The sequence below is a fragment of the Delftia sp. ASV31 genome, assembly GCF_016428765.1.
Classification (GTDB): domain Bacteria; phylum Pseudomonadota; class Gammaproteobacteria; order Burkholderiales; family Burkholderiaceae_C; genus Comamonas; species Comamonas acidovorans.
The window spans coordinates 82546-99918 of the sequence record NZ_JAELTK010000008.1; the positions used below are offsets into that span (position 1 = coordinate 82546).

Here is a 17373-nt window from a genome sequence, read left to right on the forward strand (position 1 = left end):
GCTCCGTATCGTGCGGGCCTGGCTGGCCAGCCCTGCGGGCATTGCGCCTTGCGGGGCGGCGGCCGGTATCCCTATTCGACCCTGTCCGCCGCAGCTGTGCGCTCCTGGGTGCGTGGCGCGGACGCATGGCAGGGCAAATGCCTCTTCCCACGATGATCCGCATGAACAAACAGACCCTGTCCCGGTCGTGCATCGCCATCGGCATCTGCATGCTGATGGGCAGCGCCTGGGCGCAAGACGCCGCGCCCAAGGCACCAGCGCCCGCAGCAGCGCCCACAGCTGCGGTGCAAGGCAGTGCAGCAGCCGGCCAGAAAATCGCCCAGGCGGGCACGCCCCAGGGCGCGGCGGCCTGTGCCACCTGCCACGGCGCCAAGGGTGAGGGCATGGCGGGCTTTCCGGCCCTGGCCGGCCAGCACGCCGGCTATCTGGCGCGCCAGCTGCAGCACCTGGCCGACGGCAGCCGGCAGGCGCCCGTGATGGCGCCCATGGCCAAGGCCCTGTCGGCCCAGGACCGTGCCGACGTCTCGGCCTACTACGCCAGCCTGCCGCTGCCCATCCAGCCCGTGCGCGGTCCGCTGCCCAAGGGCAAGGATGATGACGGCGCCTGGCTGGTCGAGCGCGGACGCTGGGCGGACGGCATTCCCGCCTGTGCCCAATGCCACGGCCCGGGCGGCGTGGGCGTGGGCGCAGATTTCCCGGCCATCGGCCACCTGACGGCCGACTACATGCAAAGCCAGGTCGCCGCCTGGAACAAGGGCCAGCGCGAGGCCGGCCCGCTGGGCCTCATGGGCAAGGTCGCGCAAAAGCTCACGCCCGCGGACATCCAGGCCGTGGCGGCCTACTACGCCCGCCTGCATGGCGCCAGCCCCAGCCCCAGCACCGCAGCCACGGCCTCCGCGCCAGCCAAACCCTGATGGACCGGGAGCCGAACATGTCCGACACACAACCCACCCGCGCCTCTCAAAACTCCAATACCGCCGAGTACGTCGTCGTCGCCTGCCTGTTCGCCGGCCTGGCGGGCGCGCTCGCCTATGGCATGTACATCAGCCAGCCAGACATGCCACCTGCGCCGGCCCGCGTGGGCGCGGTCCCCGCTGCGGTTGCCACCGCAGCCAGGGCCGATGCAAATGCGGATGCCCAGGTCACTTCCCAGGCCGTGAAAGTGGCTGCCGACGGCGGCGCCTTCACACCCCCCGGTGCCCGCGACATCCCCGACACGCCCATGGGCGAGTGGATTCGCCGTGGCGAGGCCATCTTCCTGCGCACGCCGGCCAACGCCGTGGGCTTTTCGGGCAACACCCTCAACTGCGTGAACTGCCACCTGGACGCAGGCCGGCTCAAGGGCGCCGCACCCATGTGGGGTGCCTACCCGCTGTACCCGGCCTACCGCAAGAAGACCAACCACGTGGACACCTTCGCCGAGCGCGTGCGCGGCTGCTTCATGTACAGCATGAACGGCAAGGCCCCCGACGACGGCCACGACATCCTCGTGGCGCTGGAGGCCTACGCCTACTGGATGGCCCAGAAGGCGCCCACGGGCGAGAAGCTGCCGGGCGCGGGCTTCACCAAGGTGGGCAAGGCCGCGCAGGAGCCCAGCTTCGAGCGCGGCGCCAAGGTCTACGAGGCCAAGTGCGCGCTGTGCCACGGCGCGCAGGGCCAGGGCCAGGAAACCGGCGGCGTGACCGTGTTCCCGCCGCTGTGGGGCAAGCAGTCCTACAACTGGGGTGCGGGCACGCATGAGGTGGACAAGGCCGCCAGCTTCATCAAGGGCAACATGCCCTACGGCAACCCCACGCTGGACGACCAGGAAGCCTGGGACGTGGCCACCTACATCAACAGCATGGAGCGCCCCCAGGACCCGCGCTTCACCGGCAACGTGGCCGACACGCGCAAGCAGTTCCACGACACCCCGTTCTCGCTGTACGGTACCGAGGTCAACGGCCGGCTGCTCAAGGGTCTTTGAGCAGGTCGGACAGGCAACGGCAGGCCGGGCGCAGGCCTGCGTTGCCGTGCATGGCAGGGCGCTGACGGCCGCCCTGCAAGCGCATCTGCGCCGGTGCGGCCTTTGCACCAGACGGCGTACGGTCATCGGTTTGACGGCCGGCATTTCATGATTTAATAAGAATCATTCTCACTGATTTGCCAGCGCATCCGGCTTGCATCGCAGCACACCGCCTTGCCGGCAAGCCAGGCCCGTGCCGCACAGGGCCATGCGCAAAGGCCTTCGCGCGACCACCGCGCAATGCTCAGGTTTGCCGAGGAAACCATGACCCAGACCTTGGACGACATTCAGCAACTGGCGCATGAGCACCAGGTGCTGCTGCGTGGCTACGGCCACGCCCAGTTGCGCAGCAGCGAGCTGCTGTGCCTTCAAGCCCAGGAAATAGAGAGGCTGCAAAGGCTGGTGATCCGCCAGCGCGCGGCCTTGATGGCCAAGGAAACCCAGCTGCTGTGGGCGCGCGAGGAGCGCGAGGCGCTGGAGAAGGCCATTCCCGGCCTCTCGCGCCGCGTCACATTGGCACGGCGTGTGGAGTCGCTGCTGGTGCGCGTGCAGGACCTGTTGCGCGAGCGCGCACGCTGGCAGCGCCAGACGGCCGCGCCCGTGGCGCAGCCCGCCATGCCTGCGCGGGAGCCCGAGCAGGACGCCAAGGCCTTCGAGGCCAGCCTGCGCGAGGCCGATCTGGTGATCTGCCAGACCGGCTGCCTGAGCCACGGCGAGTACTGGCGCGTGCAGGACCATTGCCAGCGCACGGGCAAGACCTGCGTGCTGGTGGAGCAGCCCGATGCGCTGCGCATCGTCCGCATACACCGGGGTGCCGAAGGCGGCGACAACCCCGCCATGACACTGACACACGGAGACACCACCGCATGACACGCAGCAAGATGCCCCTGAGCCCGGGCGGCGAACCCGAACTGCGCAGCGTCGGCCTGAAGGCCACGCTGCCGCGCATGCAGGTGCTGGAGATGTTTCGCCAGAGCGAGTCGCGTCACCTGCACGCCGAAGACGTGTTCCGCCTGCTGGCCGAGCGGCGTGCCGAGGTGGGCCTGGCCACCGTCTACCGCGTGCTGTCGCAGCTGGAGGCCGCAGGCCTGCTGCTGCGCCAGACCTTTGAAAGCGGCAAGGCGGTGTTCGAGCTCAATGAGGGGCCGCACCATGACCACCTGATCTGCCTGCAGTGCGGACGCGTGGATGAATTCAGCAACGACCACATCGAGGCGCTGCAGCACCAGGTGGCCCAGGCCCACGGCTACCGCCTGGCCGACCACCGCCTGGCCCTGTACGGCCATTGCGGCGCGTGCTCGCAGCTGCCACCCGAATCACCGGCACAGCCCGTGCAGGCAAGGCAGCCTGCGCTGCAGGACAACGAATGAGCACCAACGACAGCTCCCTGACCCCCGAGCAGCGCGCCGCGCTGGACCTGCTGATGTCGCGCCAGTCACGCTGGCCGTTGCAGGAGCCGGCGCCCGGCCCTGGCGTGATCGACACCGTCATCGACGCGGCCTTGCGCGCCCCCGACCACGGCCAGCTGCGCCCCTGGCGCTTCGTGCTGGTGCAGGGCGATGCACGCCATGCGCTGGGCGAGGTGTTCGTGCAGGCCGCCAAGGCGCGCGACCCGCAGGCCGACGCCGAGCGATTCCGCGCCAAGGCCCTGTCCGCCCCGCTGATCATCGCGCTGGGCGTGCACCTGCAGCCCGAGCACAAGGTGCCTGAAAGCGAGCAGCTGCTGGCCGGTGGCGCTGCCGCCATGAACATGCTCAACGCCCTGCACATCCTGGGCTTTGGCGGCTTCTGGGCCAGCGGCGCCAACAGCCACGATGCGCGCGTGCGCGAGGCCCTGGGATTCGAGCCCCATGACCGGCTCGTCGGCCTGCTGTATGTGGGCACGCCCGTCTCGGCCGGCCGCGAAGCCCTGCGGCCGCCGCGCAACCGCTTTGTGCGCGAATGGCAGCCCGGGCAAGACCTGGTGCAAGGCCGGGCCCTGGCCCTGTCCTCCAGCGCGGCCGACGAAGGCTGATCCTGGTTCCCAGAAACTAGGATGCCCGGCTTGACCGGGCATCTTTCGTTGCGGCTGCGCAATCGGCCTAAGCCGCCGTTTCGACCGACTTCAACTGGTAGATGGCATAGAAGTGCACGCCAAAGGTCCAACGGAATGCCGGCCCCACCAGCGAGTAGGGCGGGCCGTACCCTTCCATCACCTGGTGCGCGGCCACCAGCTGCAGGCGCGGATGGGCTTGCGCCAGATCGGCCTCGCGGCGCAGGCCCCAATGGAACTGGGCCTGGGTGAGCCGGACCGAGGGGTGCTGGCTTGCGCGCCCGGCGGCCAGCCAGCACATGGCGTCGAACACCAGTTCCGAACCCGGCGGGCTGCATTGCGCAAACGTGGTCCACAGCGCCTGCATCTGCTCTTTTTGCAGGTACATGGAAACGCCTTCGGCCATCATGAACACCGCAGGCCCTGACCTGTCGGCCGGCAGTCCCAGCCGCTGCCACCAGTCGGCGTCGGCCAGGTCGAATTCGCGGATCTCCTGGCGCTCCGATTGCCAGGGCAGCAACTGCCTGCGCAATGCAACGACCGGCCCCAGGTCCGCATCCGTCATGCGCATCTTTCCGTTGTCCAGCCATTGGAAATAGTCGCTGAGGCCGCAGCCCAGGTTCACCACATGGCCCTGCGGCTGGCGCCGGAGAAAGTCCTGCGCCAGCGCGCGAAAGCAGTGCGTGCGCGCCAGCACGCCGTAGATGCTCTGCCTGTCCTGAAGCCAGCGGCTGCCGTCGTCGCCCAGCTGGGTCAGGGTGTCCAAGGCATGGGCGTCACTGACGGCCATGCCCGGAAACAGCCGGTCGCCCAGGGCGCGGGCGGTCAGCGGAATGCGCAGCGTCTCGCTGACGTCGGACAGTTTTTCCTGCCGGGGCGTGGAGGGCGGCGCATCGGTGAAAGCCGGGCCGGCCGACGGTGCAAGAGGTTCGGGCATTGCTCGCTCCTGTGGTGCGCTGCAGGCCAGCATGCCAGGCCTGCGCACGTCATGAACCAGTTAACGGAAATCATTCATATTGGCTTGATGCAAGGCTGCCACGGCACGACCCGCGACGCTTCCAGGGCCATCATGCGCGAAGTCCGTTCAGAACCGGCAGTCCGCAGTCTGCACCAGTTGCGCAAAGGCGCCGCCCAGCGTGCGGTTGTGGTGGCCGATGATGAGCTCGGCCTGCAGCAGCGGCGAATCGGTGGTGGTATGGGCATCCGCCACCAGCACCGGGCGAAAGCCCAGGCCGGCTGCGGCACGGCAGGTGGTGTCCACGCAGAACTCGGTCTTCATGCCGGCGATGACCAGTTCGGCAATGCCGGCTTCGGCAAGCCAGGTGGCCAGGCCGGTGCCCTCGAAGCAGCTGGGCCGTGTCTTGTCGAAGACGCGGTCCCGCTGCGCATCGATGCCCAACTGCGGCAGCAGCTGCGTGAGCGGGCTGCCCGGGGCGATCGGCGAGCCTGCAGGGCCGGTGTGGCGCGCAGCGAAGATGGGCGCGCCGGCTTCACGGGCGCGGGCGATCAGTTGTCGGGTGTTCGCCAGTACGCGGTCCTTGTCGAACGGCGCATCGCTGCCGTTGAAAAGACCTTGCTGCATGTCGATGACGAGCAGGGCACGCCGTGGGCCGTCCTGTGCGGCCGTCGAGGATGGGGAGGAGGCGGCGGAAGGGGCGGAAGCGGCGGAAGCGGTGGAAGGGGGAATCTGCATGAAGTCTCTCCGGTGATGCCCTGGATGCACGGAGAAACGCAAAGGCCCCGTCCATCGTGGGCGGGGCCTTGGGGGATGGTGGCTGCCTTGCGGCGCTCAGGTATCCGTCCACGGTCCGCCGTTGGCGGTCGTGGTGGTGGTCGTGAGGCGGTGCGTGGCAAAAACCATCCGCGCATCCTGAGGCCGGCGATGCGGCCTGTCAACCACGGCGTGCGCGGGCCTGGCCCTCACGACTTGTTGACCTTGTGGTCCTCGCCCTTGGCTTCTTCCATGGCCTCGGGCTCCAGCTCCTCGGCGGAGCGATTGAGGTGGATGAAGGCGCCCCAGCCCAGCAGCAGGACACCCACGGCGCTGACCAGGGCGGCGGGGTAGAGCAGGTGGGCGGGTTCTTCCTGCGTCTTGAAGGCGGCGACCAGTGCTTCGACGGCCAGCGCGACGACCAGCACCACCAGAAAGCGCGAGAGAAAGCGGCGCACGCGCGTGGGGCCGCTGATGTGGGCCTCGCGTATGACTTCCTCTTCGGTGATGGTCTGGGCGATCTGCAGTGCAACCACGCCGGAGGCCAGAATGCCCAGCGCCTCGACAATGCGCAGGCCCGATTCGCCATCCACGCCATGCGCCATGGCGTTCCAGCCCTTCAGGCCCGCGATCCAGAGCAGGGCCACGGCGGCCAGCGAAAACAGCAGCGCGATGAGGGCGTGCAACACGGTGAAAAGGGTATGGATGGCTTTCATGGCAGAGGGCGGAGAGTGGGCCGTGGCGCATGTTTCCACGGCGCCGGCGCGCCGCTTGTAGGAAGCGGCGAACAGCGGTGGACAGGCGGCCTGCCTGTCTGCGGGTCACGGGCATGGATAGAATCCGAAGACCATGTCCAGATGGTTTATCGCGGTTTTCTCCCTGCACTTCGTCGTCAGCGTGGCCTTGTCCACGCTGGGGCTTGCGCCATGGCGCGCCCTGACGGACGAGCCATGCGAGCCGCCCGGTGTCCACCCGCGCGCGGCCTGCGCCGGCCCGGAGCGCGCGGCGGCGCCGCGGGTGGACACGGTCTCCCTGCTCGATGACTTCGACCACGCGCTGATGGACGATCAGCAGGACCTCCCCGATGTCGTGCACGCCGTGGACAGCATGCCGGCACCCCGCCTGCAGGCCGGGCGCCACATCACCGCCAGCCTGCGCGAAGGCCCTTGGCGCAGCCTGGCCCCGCCCGATCGGCCTCCCCGGGCAGCCTGATCCCCATTGCCGTTTTTCTGACCTGCAGTGCCCTGCGCCTGCGGTGCCTCTGCCGCTTCGGGGCCCTGTCCTGAATGCCCGGCTGCCGGGCTGGCCCCTGGCTTTCCTTCTTCCCGGACCCATCGCCGCATGGGCCCTTTCTGCCGCAGCTGCGGCTCCCGGTTCCCACAACACGCATCATGGAAATTGCCATACTTTTTGCGCTGATCCTGCTCAATGGCGTCTTCGCCATGTCCGAGATCGCGCTGGTGACGGCGCGCAAGGCGCGCCTGCAAAAACTCATTGACGAGGGCGATGCCGGCGCCGCCGCCGCCGCGCAGCTGGGGGCCGACCCCACGCGCTTTCTGTCCACCATCCAGATCGGCATCACCTCCATCGGCGTGCTCAACGGCATCGTCGGCGAGGCCGCGCTGGCCGCCCCCCTGGCCGAGTGGCTGCAGCGCCTGGGCGTGCCCGCGCCCTATGGCGGCTACACGGCCACGGCGCTGGTGGTGGTGCTGATCACCTATTTCTCCATCGTCGTCGGCGAGCTGGTGCCCAAGCGCATCGGCCAGACCTACCCAGAGACTTTTGCGCGCCTGATCGCACGCCCAGTCAACTGGCTGGCCCATCTGACCAAGCCCTTCGTGGTGCTGCTGTCCGTGTCCACCCATGCGCTGCTGCGCCTGCTGGGCGTCAAGGAAAACAGCGGCAGCGCCGTCACCGAGGAAGAGATCCACGCCATGCTGGCCGAAGGCACGACGGCCGGCGTCATCGAATCGCACGAGCACACCATGGTGCGCAACGTGTTCCGCCTCGATGACCGCCAGATCGGCTCGCTGATGGTGCCGCGCAGCGACGTGGTCTGCCTGGATGCCGATGCGCCGTTCGAGGACAACCTGCGCGTGATCGAGCAGTCCGACCACGCGCGCTTTCCGGTGGTGCGCGGCGGCATGGACTCCATCATCGGCGTGCTCAACGCGCGCCAGTGGCTGTCGCGCGCGCTGCAGGGCAAGGAGCAGGGCCTGACCGACCAGCCCATGCAGACCGCGCTCTATGTGCCCGAGACCATCACCGGCATGGAACTGCTGGAGAGCTTTCGCCTGTCCGACGTGCACATGGCGTTCGTGATCGACGAGTACGGCGAGGTCCAGGGCATCGTCACCCTGCAGGACCTGGTGGAGGCCATCACGGGCGAATTCCAGCCGCGTGACCCGCGCAACTCCTGGGCGCTGCAGCGCGAGGACGGCAGCTGGCTGCTGGACGGCCACATCCCCGTGCCCGAACTCAAGGACCGGCTGGAACTGGCCACCGTGCCCGAGGAAGAGCGCGGCCGCTACCACACGCTGGCCGGCATGGTCATGCTGCTCACGGGCCGGCTGCCGCGTGTCACCGACACCGTGCAATGGGAAGGCTGGCGCTTCGAGGTGGTGGACATGGACGGCAAGGCCATCGACAAGGTGCTGGCCATGCGCGTGGACGTGTCGCTGCAGGTACCGGGTGATGAAGACGGCGGTGCGGCCCATGCCGCGCGCTGAACGCCGGGGCCCGCGCGGCGCATGGAAACTGCTGGCATGCGCGGCGGCCGTGGTCTTCATGGCCGCCTGCCTGGACGGCGTGCAGGGCTACCCGCAGCAGCAGGCGCCCATCATCAGCCCCTACGACATGACCCAGGAGCAGCGGCTTGCCGAAATGAACGCCATGGGCGCGGCCGGCCATGCCGACCATCGCTGGACCTACGAACTGCGCCCCGGCTGCGTGCTGCGCGTGGACCTGGACGGCCCGCAGGGCCCCAGGCCTTCGCATGACATCGCGCTGCTGGGCAGCGTGGTGGCCGTCACGGCCCAGCGCGAACGCGGCAGTTTCCGCGTGGAGCTGCAGCCCGGCGACGGCCTGCAGGCCGCGCGCTCCCTGGTGCTGGAAAGCGCCAAATGGGCCGACGCCAGCTGGACCCAGCTGCTGCTGCGCCTGATGCAAAAGGGTTGCGTGGAAATGCAGGGCCGCCCGCACGGCAGGACCACCAGCAGGCACTGAGAGGCCACGCAGAGTGGCGGGGATCGGCAGGGATCGGCGGGCCAGGCAAGCGCGGCTTGCCTGGCCCCGCAAATGAAAAGCGGCACCGAAGTGCCGCCGGGTAGAACGCGGGGCAGAAGGCCCCGAGCCAAGGCAGATCGCCGGCTTACTTGGCCAGCGTCAGCGTGCCCTTCATCAGCGCGGAGTGGCCGGGGAAGGAGCAAAAGTAGCTGTAGGCCTCGCCGGCCTTCAGGGCGGCGGTGGAGAAGGTCACGGAATCGCTTTCGCCGCCGCCGATCACCTTGGTGTGGGCGATCACGCGGGCATCCTTTTCCTTCACGAAGTCCTTGGCGGCACCAGCGGCGATGCCGTCATTGGCCACGGGCTGCAGGTCGGCCGTCTTGCTCAGCACCCAGTTGTGGCCCATGGCCGTCTTGGGCAGCTTGCCCACATGCTTGAGCTTGACCGTGAACTGCTTGCAGCTGGCGGGCACGCTGATGGTGGGCTTGTTGAATTGCATGGCGTCATTGCCTTCGATCTCGACGGCGCAGTCGGCGGCCAGCACAGGCGCGGCGACGGCAGTCATTGCGAGGGCCAAGAGGACGGGCTTCCATTGCTTTGCCATTGTTTTCTCCTTGAAAAGCGGGTGAGGTGGCTGGCATCCGAGGGCCATGGACCGGCAGGCGGTCTGTCGCCATGGATGCTTTGTATGGCTGCCTCAAGCATAGACAGGATCGGGGGCGGCAGGTTGATTTGAATCAAGTCAAAAGAGTTCGAAGACTTGCGCTTGGAGCATGCGGTATGGCGTCGCGCATGCAGGGCATGCATTCGCGCTGCCGCAGGAAAACGGTTTTGCCGCCCGTGGTCTTTTGGCGACGGGCAACCCCACAGCTCGCATGCCTCTACTCACGTCAGTCACATTTGGGTACGATTGCTGTAAATAGAGGGAATGTATGAGATTTCTTGTTTTCATAGGCTCAGTCATTGGCGCCATCTTTTTGCTGACGGCGTTCTTCGTCGACAGCTCCCATCAACAGGCGGCGCTGGCGGCCATGGCCTGCGCCAGCGTCCTCATTCCCTACGTGCTGTTCAGATTGCACTCGATCGCCGTCGAGCATGACCAGCTCGACCAGATCCTGCAACTGGTGCGAAAGTCCGGCAGCCAGGGCGAGGGGCTGGCGCAGGGAGAAGATGGGGCCCCTGAGGCGAGCGGGCCCGTGGCGCCCAGATCCTGGATGTCCTGAGGCCTGGCATCGACAGGTCTGGCATCAACAGGTCTGGGGGGGTGTCAGGCGAACTGCACCACCACGCGCCGGTTGGTGCGGCTTTTCTTCTCGATCTTGGTGACGGCCACCGTGCCGATCTCGGCCGTGCTGCGCACATGCGTGCCGCCGCAGGGCTGGCGGTCCAGGCCGGGGATGTCGATGATGCGGATCGTGGAGGTGCCGCTTGGGGGCGCGGCGCCTGCGGTGCGCACCAGGTCGGGCTGTGCAGCCAGTTGCTCGGGCGTGATGCGGTCCACGTTCACCGCATGGCTGGCGGCGATCAGGGCGTTCAGGCGCTCCGTCAGGTCGGCCTTGTCCAGCGTGGATTCAGGCAGGTCGAAATCCAGGCGTGCCGAGTCCGGCGAGATGCTGCAGCCCGTCACGGGCACAGGCACCAGCACGCCCAGCAGGTGCAGGCAGGTGTGCAGGCGCATCAGCCGGTGGCGCCTGTCCCAGTCAATCACCACCTGGACACGTTCACCCACCTGGGGCGAGGCATCGGTCTGCAGCACATGCAGGATGCGCTGCCGGTCATCGGCATAGACGGTGTCGATCAGCGCCAGGCTGCGTCCGTCGGCCAGGGTCAGCGTGCCGGTGTCGCCGGCCTGGCCGCCGCTGCGGGCATAGCAGACCGTGGCATCGAGCTCGATGCCTTCGGGGCTGACGGCCGTCACGGTGGCTTCGCAGCGGTCCAGGTAGGCGTCGTCGTCAAAGAGCTTGTGCGTCTGGGACAGGGGCATGGGGTGTCTGGGGTCATGTCGCTGTCCATGGTATCGGCGGCATGGCAGGGCCGGGCAGTACGCCTGGGCGAAAAGTCCCCAGTACAGTCCATGGCCCGCAGCGGTGGCAGTCGCCTGCTTGACAGCCTGTCAAGTGGCGGTGCCCGCGACCTGACAAGATCGGCGCCCGCACCGCGTGCGTGCCGGGGAACAATGGCGTGGCCGTTGCGGATGGCGCTACAGATTTTTCCAAAGCTGACGACATACGCAGGGCATGAATCTGTGAGTTTTCCGAGGGACTGTCCGGATGGATCAAGAACTTCTGCTTCCGTCCGGTGCAGGCTCCACCCCCGTCTCCATCCCGGCAGGCCCTGGTTTGCGGCTGCCCACATTGTTCATCTCCTCATCTTTATGAGCACTACCGATCTTCACGCGGCTTCCCTGAGCGATCTCTATGACCGGCTGCATGAAAGCCTTAGCGACGAGGCCTTTGCCGCCGAACTCGATGCCCGCCTGCATGACGGGCGGGCCGACGAGGCACGCACCTTCCTGCGCGGCTGCGAGGAGCGTTGTCTCAACATCCTGGGGCATCTGAGCGGCAGCGACGCACCCTGGTCGCGTGACGGCGATCGCTGGCTGGCCTTTGCGCGGCTCACCGTGCCGCGCGGCCATGTGCTGTCGGGCCGCAGCGAGGCGCTGACCAATGCCCATGTGGCTGCCGAAGTGCGCGTGCTGGCCGAGCAATGGCTGGCCCACGCCCGCAGCGCCGACCTGCCTGTATACAAGGGCATAGGCTTGGTGCTCGGCAGCCTGCTGCCCTGGCTCAGCTATCCCGGCATGCCCTATGACGAGGTGACGTCCACACTGGACTGGGCGCTGGCGCTGCGCGAGGAGGCCGGGTTCCGCCGCAACCATGAGTACCACGCGGCCTGGAAGCCTCTGGTCGCCCAGCTGAACGATGCCGACCTGCAGCGCTACGCCGCCGTGGGCGGCAAGCTGTTCGACGATGTGCTGGACCACTACCGCAACGAGCGCCAGCCCAGGCAGCCCAAGGGCCAGGGCTGGAAGGACTGGCTGCCTTTCTTTGCCGAGCATCCCCAGCTCTTCGACAAATCCTACATAGATGATCCCGACCTGATCGGACAGCGCTGGGCCAGTGCCGGCGCGCCCCGGCGAGAGGAACTGGCCGCGCTGCTGCTCAGCCAATTGACCTACTCCCAGCGCGCCGAGCGGACGAGCGCATTGCAATTGCTGGACCGCCTGGTGGCCGAGGATCCCGCGCCCTTTGCCAAGCAGCTGCGTGAGAATGGCCGCTACCAGGTCAGCCTGGCGCTGGCCATGCATGTCATGAAGCACGACGATGCCGCCTTGCTGCCCCTGCTGCTGCCGGCCATGGCCCAGCGCTGCGACCGCGAGGACGAGCTGCGCCGCTACCGCAGCGTGATCCGCGAACTGGTGACCCGCCGCCCGGCCGATCTGGCCGAGGTGCCTGTCAAGGACCTGGTCAATGTGCTGCCCGTGCTCGACACCGCCAGCCTGAAGGCCGCGCTGCCTGCGCTGACCGCCATCATCACCGGCAGCAGCGCCAAGGGCCTGCGCGCCGCCATGGCCGGCCTGGCCGCCCATATTCCGCTGGCCAGCTTGGTGGATGCCGGCTGGCTGAACAAACCGCCCAAGAACCTGCTGCTGACCTGCCGCGACGTGCTGCTGGCCCACCCCGACCCCGCCGTCGGTCCCTTGCTGGCGCAGTTGCTGGCCGGCGGCAAGCTGGATGCGGCCTCGGCCAGCAGCGTGCAGCAGCGGCTGCAGCAGTTGGGCCTGACAGGGCAGGGCGCCTCGGTATCGGATGAAAGCCAGGCAGATGCCGCATCGCCAGCGTCTGCCGCTGGCGGCGTGGAGCTGGAAGCCCAGCTCGCTTCCATCAAGCGCCTGAGCGCGGCCATCAAGCCCTTCGATACGCCCGAGCTGCTGGCGCTGTGCGCGCCGCTGTCCGAACACGCGGCCCGCGTGCTGCTGCATGTGTCCGCCATTGCCGAAGGCGGCCTGCCGCCGCTGGCCGGCGAGCTGCTGGCGCGCATTCCGGCCGACAACCGTGCACGCCTGGCGCTGGCCCTGGTGCAGCAATGGATTGCTTCCGAGGGCGAGCCCAAGCAGCGCTGGGCGCTCAGGCTGCTGCCCGGCCATGCCGATGACCGCGTGGTCGATGCGCTGGTGTCCGCCGTCCAGGCCTGGAACCGCCCGCGCCTGCAGCGCGCGGCCGCCGCCGTCGAGCATCTGGGCGAGGTGGACAGCCTCTACGCTCTGCTGCGCGTGCAGGAGATCTCCGAGTCGCGCTCGCTCAAGGACCAGGTGCAGCGCACGGCGCGCATCGCCCTGCGCGCTGCCGCCGCGCGCCGCAAGATGAGCGTGCCCGAACTCTTCGACGAGCTGACGCCGGACTTCGGCCTGGGCCAGGGCCTGACGGTCACGGTCGGGCCGCAGAGCTACCGCGTGGAGCTGCAGGGCGATCTGAGCCTGCGCGTCATCAACGACAAGAACAAGGCCAGCAAGACCATTCCTGCGGTCAAGGACGAGGCGCTCAAGCCCGAATGGGAGGCCGCCACCGCGCAGCTCAAGACCCTCGCCACCAGCCTCAAGACCGTGGTCAAGCAGCAGGCGCCGCGCATGCTGGCGGCCCTGGTCAGCGGCAAGCGCTGGCCGCTGGATCGCTGGCAGCGGCTGTTCGTGGCCCACCCGCTGCTGCGCATCGTGGGGCGCAGCCTGATCTGGCGCGCAGAGGATGCGCCGGGCCTGGCGCGCACCAGCTTCCGTCTGGCCGAGGACTTCTCGCTGGTCGATGTGGAGGATGAAACCGTGACCCTGCCCGCTGGCTGCAGCATCAGCCTCTGGCACCCGGCCACGGCCCAGCCCGGCGAGCGCGAAGCCTGGCAGGCCTACATGGCCGACTATGAGCTGGAGCCCCTGGTCGATCAGCTGGGCGCCTGCGCCGAGCAGCCCGCGCCAGGCCAGTTCAAGAACGGCATGCTGCTGCCGCCCACGCCGATCACGCTGGCGCAGGAGCAGCTTGGCGGCCTGCTCAAGAAGTTCGGCTACCGGCCCGGCCCCGTGGGCGATGGCCCCAGCATCAATGAGCATGTGTGGCGCCTGCCCGCGCTGGAGCTGAGCCTGGAGCTGTCGCACGGCTATTTCCCGCCCTACCTGGACCTGGGCCTGCCCGTGGCCGTGGAAGGCCTGCGAGTGCACGACCTGAGCAAGGAATACGGGGCCAGCGCCGACCCGGCGCGGCTGCCCAAGCCGCTGCTGGCCACGCTGCAAGGCCAGTGGCTGGCCCTGGCGGCCAAGGCGGCAGCCTGAGCCTTTGTGAACCTTTGCTCCCTTGAAACGTTGGCCGCCCGACCGCCCATCACCGAAGACTCCACAGACCATGAGCAACAACGAGACAGCAGCGCTTCCCCTGCAGGCTTTGTACGAACTGCACACGGCCGCGCCGGCCGGGCGCGAGGGCATGCCGGCCTTTGCCGCCGAACTGGCAAAGCGCCTGGCCCAGGGGCGTGATGCCGAGGTGGCGGACTTCCTGCGCGACAGCAGCAGCCTGTGCCAGGAGCGGCTGCACCAGTTGCCCGGCGAGCATGCGCCCTGGCAGCGCGACCACGCGCTGTGGCTGGCGCTGGCGCGCATCAGCCTTCCGCTGGGACAGTTCTATGGGGGCAACTCGGGCGTGCCCCGGCGCAGTGCCGAGCTGACCGCGGAGCTGACGGCACTGGCCCGCGCCTGGCTGGATGACTGGGGCAGCCGCACCCACCAGCCCTGGAGACTGCGCGATGGCTACGACCTCGTGCTCAGGCAGGTGTTTGGCGTGCTGGGCCATGAAGGCATGTCCAGTGCCGAGATCACCGGCCTGCTGCGCTGGGCGCGGGAACTGAGCGCAAAGGCCGGCATTGCGCCCGGCGCGCAGTACTACTGCCACTGGCAGCACCTGCTGCACCAGCTGCCCGAGCCCGAACTGCTGGCCATGGCCATCGAGGATGGCGGCGGCCAGCTCAGCCGCGACATCGTCCAACGCCAGCTGCCGCTGCAGCGCACGCGGCCTGCAGGGCAGCGCTGGGCGCTGTGGCGGGATTTTTTTGCGCAATTCCCCGCCGTGCTTGACCAGCTGCGCCTGCCCGAGCCCGTGCTGATTGCATCGCGCTGGGAGACGGCCGATGCCGCGCGCCGCGACCTGCTGGCCCAGGACCTGTTCAAGGCCTTGTGCTTTGCCTCGGACGATGACTGGCCGCATGACCGTGTTCTGGTGGAGCGCATGCTGCAGACCGATGCCGCACCCCTGGTCGCCTGGTTCAAGCAACTGGGCCACCTGGCGATCAATCCCGTCGTGGCGCAGCGGCTGTGGGAAGCCCGGTGGCCGGCCCTGCTGCCGCTGCTATTGCCGGCCTGCGCAGACGGCTGCAAGCACGAATCCGACCGCGCCGGCTACGCCCCGGTGGCCGAGACCCTGCTGGCCGATCGCCCTGGCGACCTGGCCAAGTTGGCCGCCGGCCCGCTCACGCACCTGCTGCCCGCGCTGCGCGTGGACATGCTGCAGCGGCTGCTGCCGCAACTGGGCAAGGCCGCCTCCGGCAGTGCCTCCAAGGGCTTGCGTGCGGCGCTGGCCCAGGCCCTGTCTGCCTTGCCCGTGGATGCGCCCCAGGCCGCCGGCTGGCTGGCCAAGCCCAACAAGAACCTGGTGCTGGCCTACCGCGATGTGCTGGTGGCCCATCCTGATCCGGCGTCTGGCAGCCTGCTGTCGGCACTGCTGTCCGGTGGATTGCTGGACGTGGCCGAGCAAGGCCCGGTGCAGGCGCGCCTGAAGGATCTGGGTGCCGCAGCCCCGGTTGCGGACGCAGCCAGGCCACCTGCCGGCGAGGCCGCGCCAGCTGGCAGCGATGCCGACTCCCTGGCAGAGCTTGAAGCCCAGGCCGCCAGCCTGCAGCGCCTGTCGCCCGCCATTGCCGCGCTGGACCAGCCGGCGCTGCTGGACCTGCTCGCGCCCCTGTCGGCCCAGGCCGCGCGTGCGCTGCTGCACCTGGCGGCCATCAGCCCGCAGGAGCTGCCTGCGCTGGCCCGCCAACTGCTGGCCCAGGCCAGCGCCGAGAACCGTGCGCGGCTGGCCCAGGCCCTGGTCCAGCACTGGGTGGCTGCCGATGGCGCGCCCGAATCACGCTGGGTGCTCAAGCTGCTGCCCGGCGCGGCGGACGACCGCATCGTCGATGTGTTGTCCTCGGCCGCCCTGGCCTGGCACAAGACGCGCAAGGAGCGTGCCGTGGTCGCGCTGCAGCAGCTGGGCCGGCTCGACACGGTCTATGCCCTGTCCTGCGTGCAGGCCCTGGCCACCGGCAAGACGCTCAAGCCCAGCGTGCTGGCCGCCGCACAGGCCGTGCTGGCCGAGGCCGCCGCGCGGCGCGGCATGGCGCTGGCCGACCTCAGTGATGAGCTGACCCCGGACTTCGACCTGGGCCGGGGCGTGCAATTGCAGGTGGGCGCGCAGACCTATGACGTGCTGCTGCAGGGCGACCTGTCGCTGCGCCTGCGCACGCCGGCCGGCAAGCTGGTGCGCAGCCTGCCGGCCCTGGCCGACGAGGGCCTGCGCGCTGAATGGGAGGCGGCCACCGCGCGGCTCAAGACGCTGTCCAAGGGCATCAAGGCCGTGCTGCAGCAGCAGGCGCCACGCCTGCAGTCCTGCCTGATGCTGGGACGGCACTGGCCGCTGGACACCTGGCGCCGCCTCTTCCTGGAGCACCCGCTGCTGCGCGTGGTGGCACAGGGCCTGGTCTGGCGGGTGGAGCCGGCGGCCGGCCAGCCGTTCAGCCTGCGCATTGCCGAAGACCTGTCCCTGGTCGATGCCGAGAGCGACGCGGTGCAACTGCCGGCCGAGGGCCGCATCGCCCTGTGGCACCCCGCGCAGGCCACCGAGCAGGAGCGTGCGCAGTGGCGCGAATGCCTGGCCGACTACGGCCTCAAGGCCCTGATCGAGCAGGTCGATGCGCCCGCCGACCTGCCGCTGGCCCGCCAGTGGCAGCAGGAACTGCTGCAACCCCTGGCACCGATACGGCTCACGCAGCAGGCGCTGGACGGCCTGGCAGGGCCATGGCGCTTTCATGCCGGCCCCGTGTGCGATGGCCCCGGCATCTACATGCACCTGCGGGACTTTGCCGTGCAGCGCTGGCGCGTGGAACTGCTGCACAGCGCGGCCATGCCGTACTACGAGCCCGGCCATGAGATCGACATCGAAGGCTTTGCCCTGCGCGACATGGCCGCCGACCGCCTGCTGCCCCCGGCCGAATGGCCGCTGCCGCTGCAGGCATCGCTGTGCGCCATGCTTCAGGCCCTGGCCTCGCGAGCCGCGGGCGCGGCGGCCGCAGCGGCTGCAGCCCAGGTTTGACTCCCTCCAGAACCCCTGAATC

16 protein-coding genes are annotated in these 17373 nt (G+C 68.8%); 11 read left to right on the forward strand and 5 right to left on the reverse strand.

Features of this window, described 5'->3' with window-relative positions; genetic code table 11:
- Positions 1-152: 152 nt before the first annotated feature.
- The 5 genes from JHD82_RS04995 to JHD82_RS05015 all read left to right on the forward strand — a co-directional run bounded on the left by JHD82_RS04995 (position 153) and on the right by JHD82_RS05015 (position 4016).
- Positions 153-914, forward strand: a complete 762-nt coding sequence (locus JHD82_RS04995; protein WP_199135616.1) for a c-type cytochrome — start codon at positions 153-155, stop codon at positions 912-914.
- Between the two features lie 17 nt (positions 915-931).
- Positions 932-1963 (forward strand): c-type cytochrome, encoded by a 1032-nt coding sequence (locus JHD82_RS05000; protein ID WP_199135598.1) that lies wholly within the window; start codon positions 932-934, stop codon positions 1961-1963.
- A gap of 303 nt (positions 1964-2266) precedes the next feature.
- Positions 2267-2872 carry a DUF2325 domain-containing protein gene (locus tag JHD82_RS05005; RefSeq protein WP_199135599.1) on the forward strand — a complete coding sequence of 202 codons (606 nt, stop codon included), beginning with the start codon at positions 2267-2269 and terminating at the stop codon, positions 2870-2872.
- Positions 2869-3372, forward strand: coding sequence for a ferric iron uptake transcriptional regulator (gene fur / locus JHD82_RS05010; protein ID WP_034394641.1), 504 nt, complete (start codon positions 2869-2871; stop codon positions 3370-3372). Before JHD82_RS05005 ends, fur begins: the two co-directional genes overlap by 4 nt.
- The gene (locus JHD82_RS05015) at positions 3369-4016 is read left to right on the forward strand and encodes a nitroreductase (protein ID WP_199135600.1); all 648 of its coding nucleotides are present in this window, start codon (positions 3369-3371) and stop codon (positions 4014-4016) included. Before fur ends, JHD82_RS05015 begins: the two co-directional genes overlap by 4 nt.
- Positions 4017-4083: 67 nt before the next feature.
- Here the strand turns inward: JHD82_RS05015 and JHD82_RS05020 are convergent, their stop codons facing one another.
- From JHD82_RS05020 to JHD82_RS05030, 3 genes are all read right to left on the reverse strand, one after another.
- Positions 4084-4971, reverse strand: coding sequence for a class I SAM-dependent methyltransferase (locus JHD82_RS05020; RefSeq protein ID WP_199135601.1), 888 nt, complete (start codon positions 4969-4971; stop codon positions 4084-4086).
- A gap of 147 nt (positions 4972-5118) precedes the next feature.
- Positions 5119-5727 (reverse strand): cysteine hydrolase family protein, encoded by a 609-nt coding sequence (locus JHD82_RS05025; protein WP_199135602.1) that lies wholly within the window; start codon positions 5725-5727, stop codon positions 5119-5121.
- Between the two features lie 227 nt (positions 5728-5954).
- On the reverse strand, positions 5955-6461 hold the full coding sequence (locus JHD82_RS05030) for a hypothetical protein (protein WP_012206033.1): 507 nt from the start codon (positions 6459-6461) through the stop codon (positions 5955-5957).
- Positions 6462-6594: 133 nt separating this feature from the next.
- Between JHD82_RS05030 and JHD82_RS05035 the strand changes: the two genes are divergently transcribed.
- The 3 genes from JHD82_RS05035 to JHD82_RS05045 all read left to right on the forward strand — a co-directional run bounded on the left by JHD82_RS05035 (position 6595) and on the right by JHD82_RS05045 (position 8970).
- Positions 6595-6957, forward strand: a complete 363-nt coding sequence (locus JHD82_RS05035) for a hypothetical protein (RefSeq protein WP_199135603.1) — start codon at positions 6595-6597, stop codon at positions 6955-6957.
- 179 nt (positions 6958-7136) lie between these two features.
- Positions 7137-8474 (forward strand): hemolysin family protein, encoded by a 1338-nt coding sequence (locus JHD82_RS05040; protein WP_065347678.1) that lies wholly within the window; start codon positions 7137-7139, stop codon positions 8472-8474.
- Positions 8461-8970: a hypothetical protein gene (locus tag JHD82_RS05045; protein ID WP_199135604.1), complete on the forward strand. Its 510-nt coding sequence runs from the start codon at positions 8461-8463 to the stop codon at positions 8968-8970. Before JHD82_RS05040 ends, JHD82_RS05045 begins: the two co-directional genes overlap by 14 nt.
- A gap of 145 nt (positions 8971-9115) precedes the next feature.
- On the opposite strand, the gene azu is transcribed toward JHD82_RS05045, so the two are convergent.
- Positions 9116-9574 (reverse strand): azurin, encoded by a 459-nt coding sequence (azu, locus tag JHD82_RS05050; RefSeq protein WP_012206029.1) that lies wholly within the window; start codon positions 9572-9574, stop codon positions 9116-9118.
- 328 nt (positions 9575-9902) lie between these two features.
- On the opposite strand from azu, the gene JHD82_RS05055 reads away from it, so the two are divergent.
- Positions 9903-10193, forward strand: coding sequence for a hypothetical protein (locus tag JHD82_RS05055; protein ID WP_199135605.1), 291 nt, complete (start codon positions 9903-9905; stop codon positions 10191-10193).
- Positions 10194-10237: 44 nt separating this feature from the next.
- Here JHD82_RS05055 and JHD82_RS05060 read toward each other — a convergent pair whose 3' ends face one another.
- Positions 10238-10954 (reverse strand): alanyl-tRNA editing protein, encoded by a 717-nt coding sequence (locus JHD82_RS05060; RefSeq protein WP_199135606.1) that lies wholly within the window; start codon positions 10952-10954, stop codon positions 10238-10240.
- A 390-nt stretch (positions 10955-11344) separates the two neighbouring features.
- Between JHD82_RS05060 and JHD82_RS05065 the strand changes: the two genes are divergently transcribed.
- Both JHD82_RS05065 and JHD82_RS05070 read left to right on the forward strand, forming a co-directional pair.
- Positions 11345-14287: a DUF4132 domain-containing protein gene (locus JHD82_RS05065; RefSeq protein WP_199135607.1), complete on the forward strand. Its 2943-nt coding sequence runs from the start codon at positions 11345-11347 to the stop codon at positions 14285-14287.
- 70 nt (positions 14288-14357) lie between these two features.
- Positions 14358-17351 carry a DUF4132 domain-containing protein gene (locus JHD82_RS05070; RefSeq protein WP_199135608.1) on the forward strand — a complete coding sequence of 998 codons (2994 nt, stop codon included), beginning with the start codon at positions 14358-14360 and terminating at the stop codon, positions 17349-17351.
- Positions 17352-17373 lie beyond the last annotated feature (22 nt).

Bases quoted from the DNA above. Each gene is read 5' to 3' on its own strand.
- fur (WP_034394641.1), top strand. From the start codon at position 2,869: ATGACACGCAGCAAGATGCCCCTGAGCCCGGGCGGCGAACCCGAACTG.
- JHD82_RS05035 (WP_199135603.1), top strand. From the start codon at position 6,595: ATGTCCAGATGGTTTATCGCGGTTTTCTCCCTGCACTTCGTCGTCAGC.
- azu (WP_012206029.1), bottom strand. From the start codon at position 9,574: ATGGCAAAGCAATGGAAGCCCGTCCTCTTGGCCCTCGCAATGACTGCC.
- JHD82_RS05005 (WP_199135599.1), top strand. From the start codon at position 2,267: ATGACCCAGACCTTGGACGACATTCAGCAACTGGCGCATGAGCACCAG.
- JHD82_RS05045 (WP_199135604.1), top strand. From the start codon at position 8,461: ATGCCGCGCGCTGAACGCCGGGGCCCGCGCGGCGCATGGAAACTGCTG.
- JHD82_RS05030 (WP_012206033.1), bottom strand. From the start codon at position 6,461: ATGAAAGCCATCCATACCCTTTTCACCGTGTTGCACGCCCTCATCGCG.
- JHD82_RS05000 (WP_199135598.1), top strand. From the start codon at position 932: ATGTCCGACACACAACCCACCCGCGCCTCTCAAAACTCCAATACCGCC.
- JHD82_RS05060 (WP_199135606.1), bottom strand. From the start codon at position 10,954: ATGCCCCTGTCCCAGACGCACAAGCTCTTTGACGACGACGCCTACCTG.
- JHD82_RS05025 (WP_199135602.1), bottom strand. From the start codon at position 5,727: ATGCAGATTCCCCCTTCCACCGCTTCCGCCGCTTCCGCCCCTTCCGCC.
- JHD82_RS05065 (WP_199135607.1), top strand. From the start codon at position 11,345: ATGAGCACTACCGATCTTCACGCGGCTTCCCTGAGCGATCTCTATGAC.
- JHD82_RS05020 (WP_199135601.1), bottom strand. From the start codon at position 4,971: ATGCCCGAACCTCTTGCACCGTCGGCCGGCCCGGCTTTCACCGATGCG.
- JHD82_RS05040 (WP_065347678.1), top strand. From the start codon at position 7,137: ATGGAAATTGCCATACTTTTTGCGCTGATCCTGCTCAATGGCGTCTTC.
- JHD82_RS04995 (WP_199135616.1), top strand. From the start codon at position 153: ATGATCCGCATGAACAAACAGACCCTGTCCCGGTCGTGCATCGCCATC.
- JHD82_RS05055 (WP_199135605.1), top strand. From the start codon at position 9,903: ATGAGATTTCTTGTTTTCATAGGCTCAGTCATTGGCGCCATCTTTTTG.
- JHD82_RS05070 (WP_199135608.1), top strand. From the start codon at position 14,358: ATGAGCAACAACGAGACAGCAGCGCTTCCCCTGCAGGCTTTGTACGAA.
- JHD82_RS05015 (WP_199135600.1), top strand. From the start codon at position 3,369: ATGAGCACCAACGACAGCTCCCTGACCCCCGAGCAGCGCGCCGCGCTG.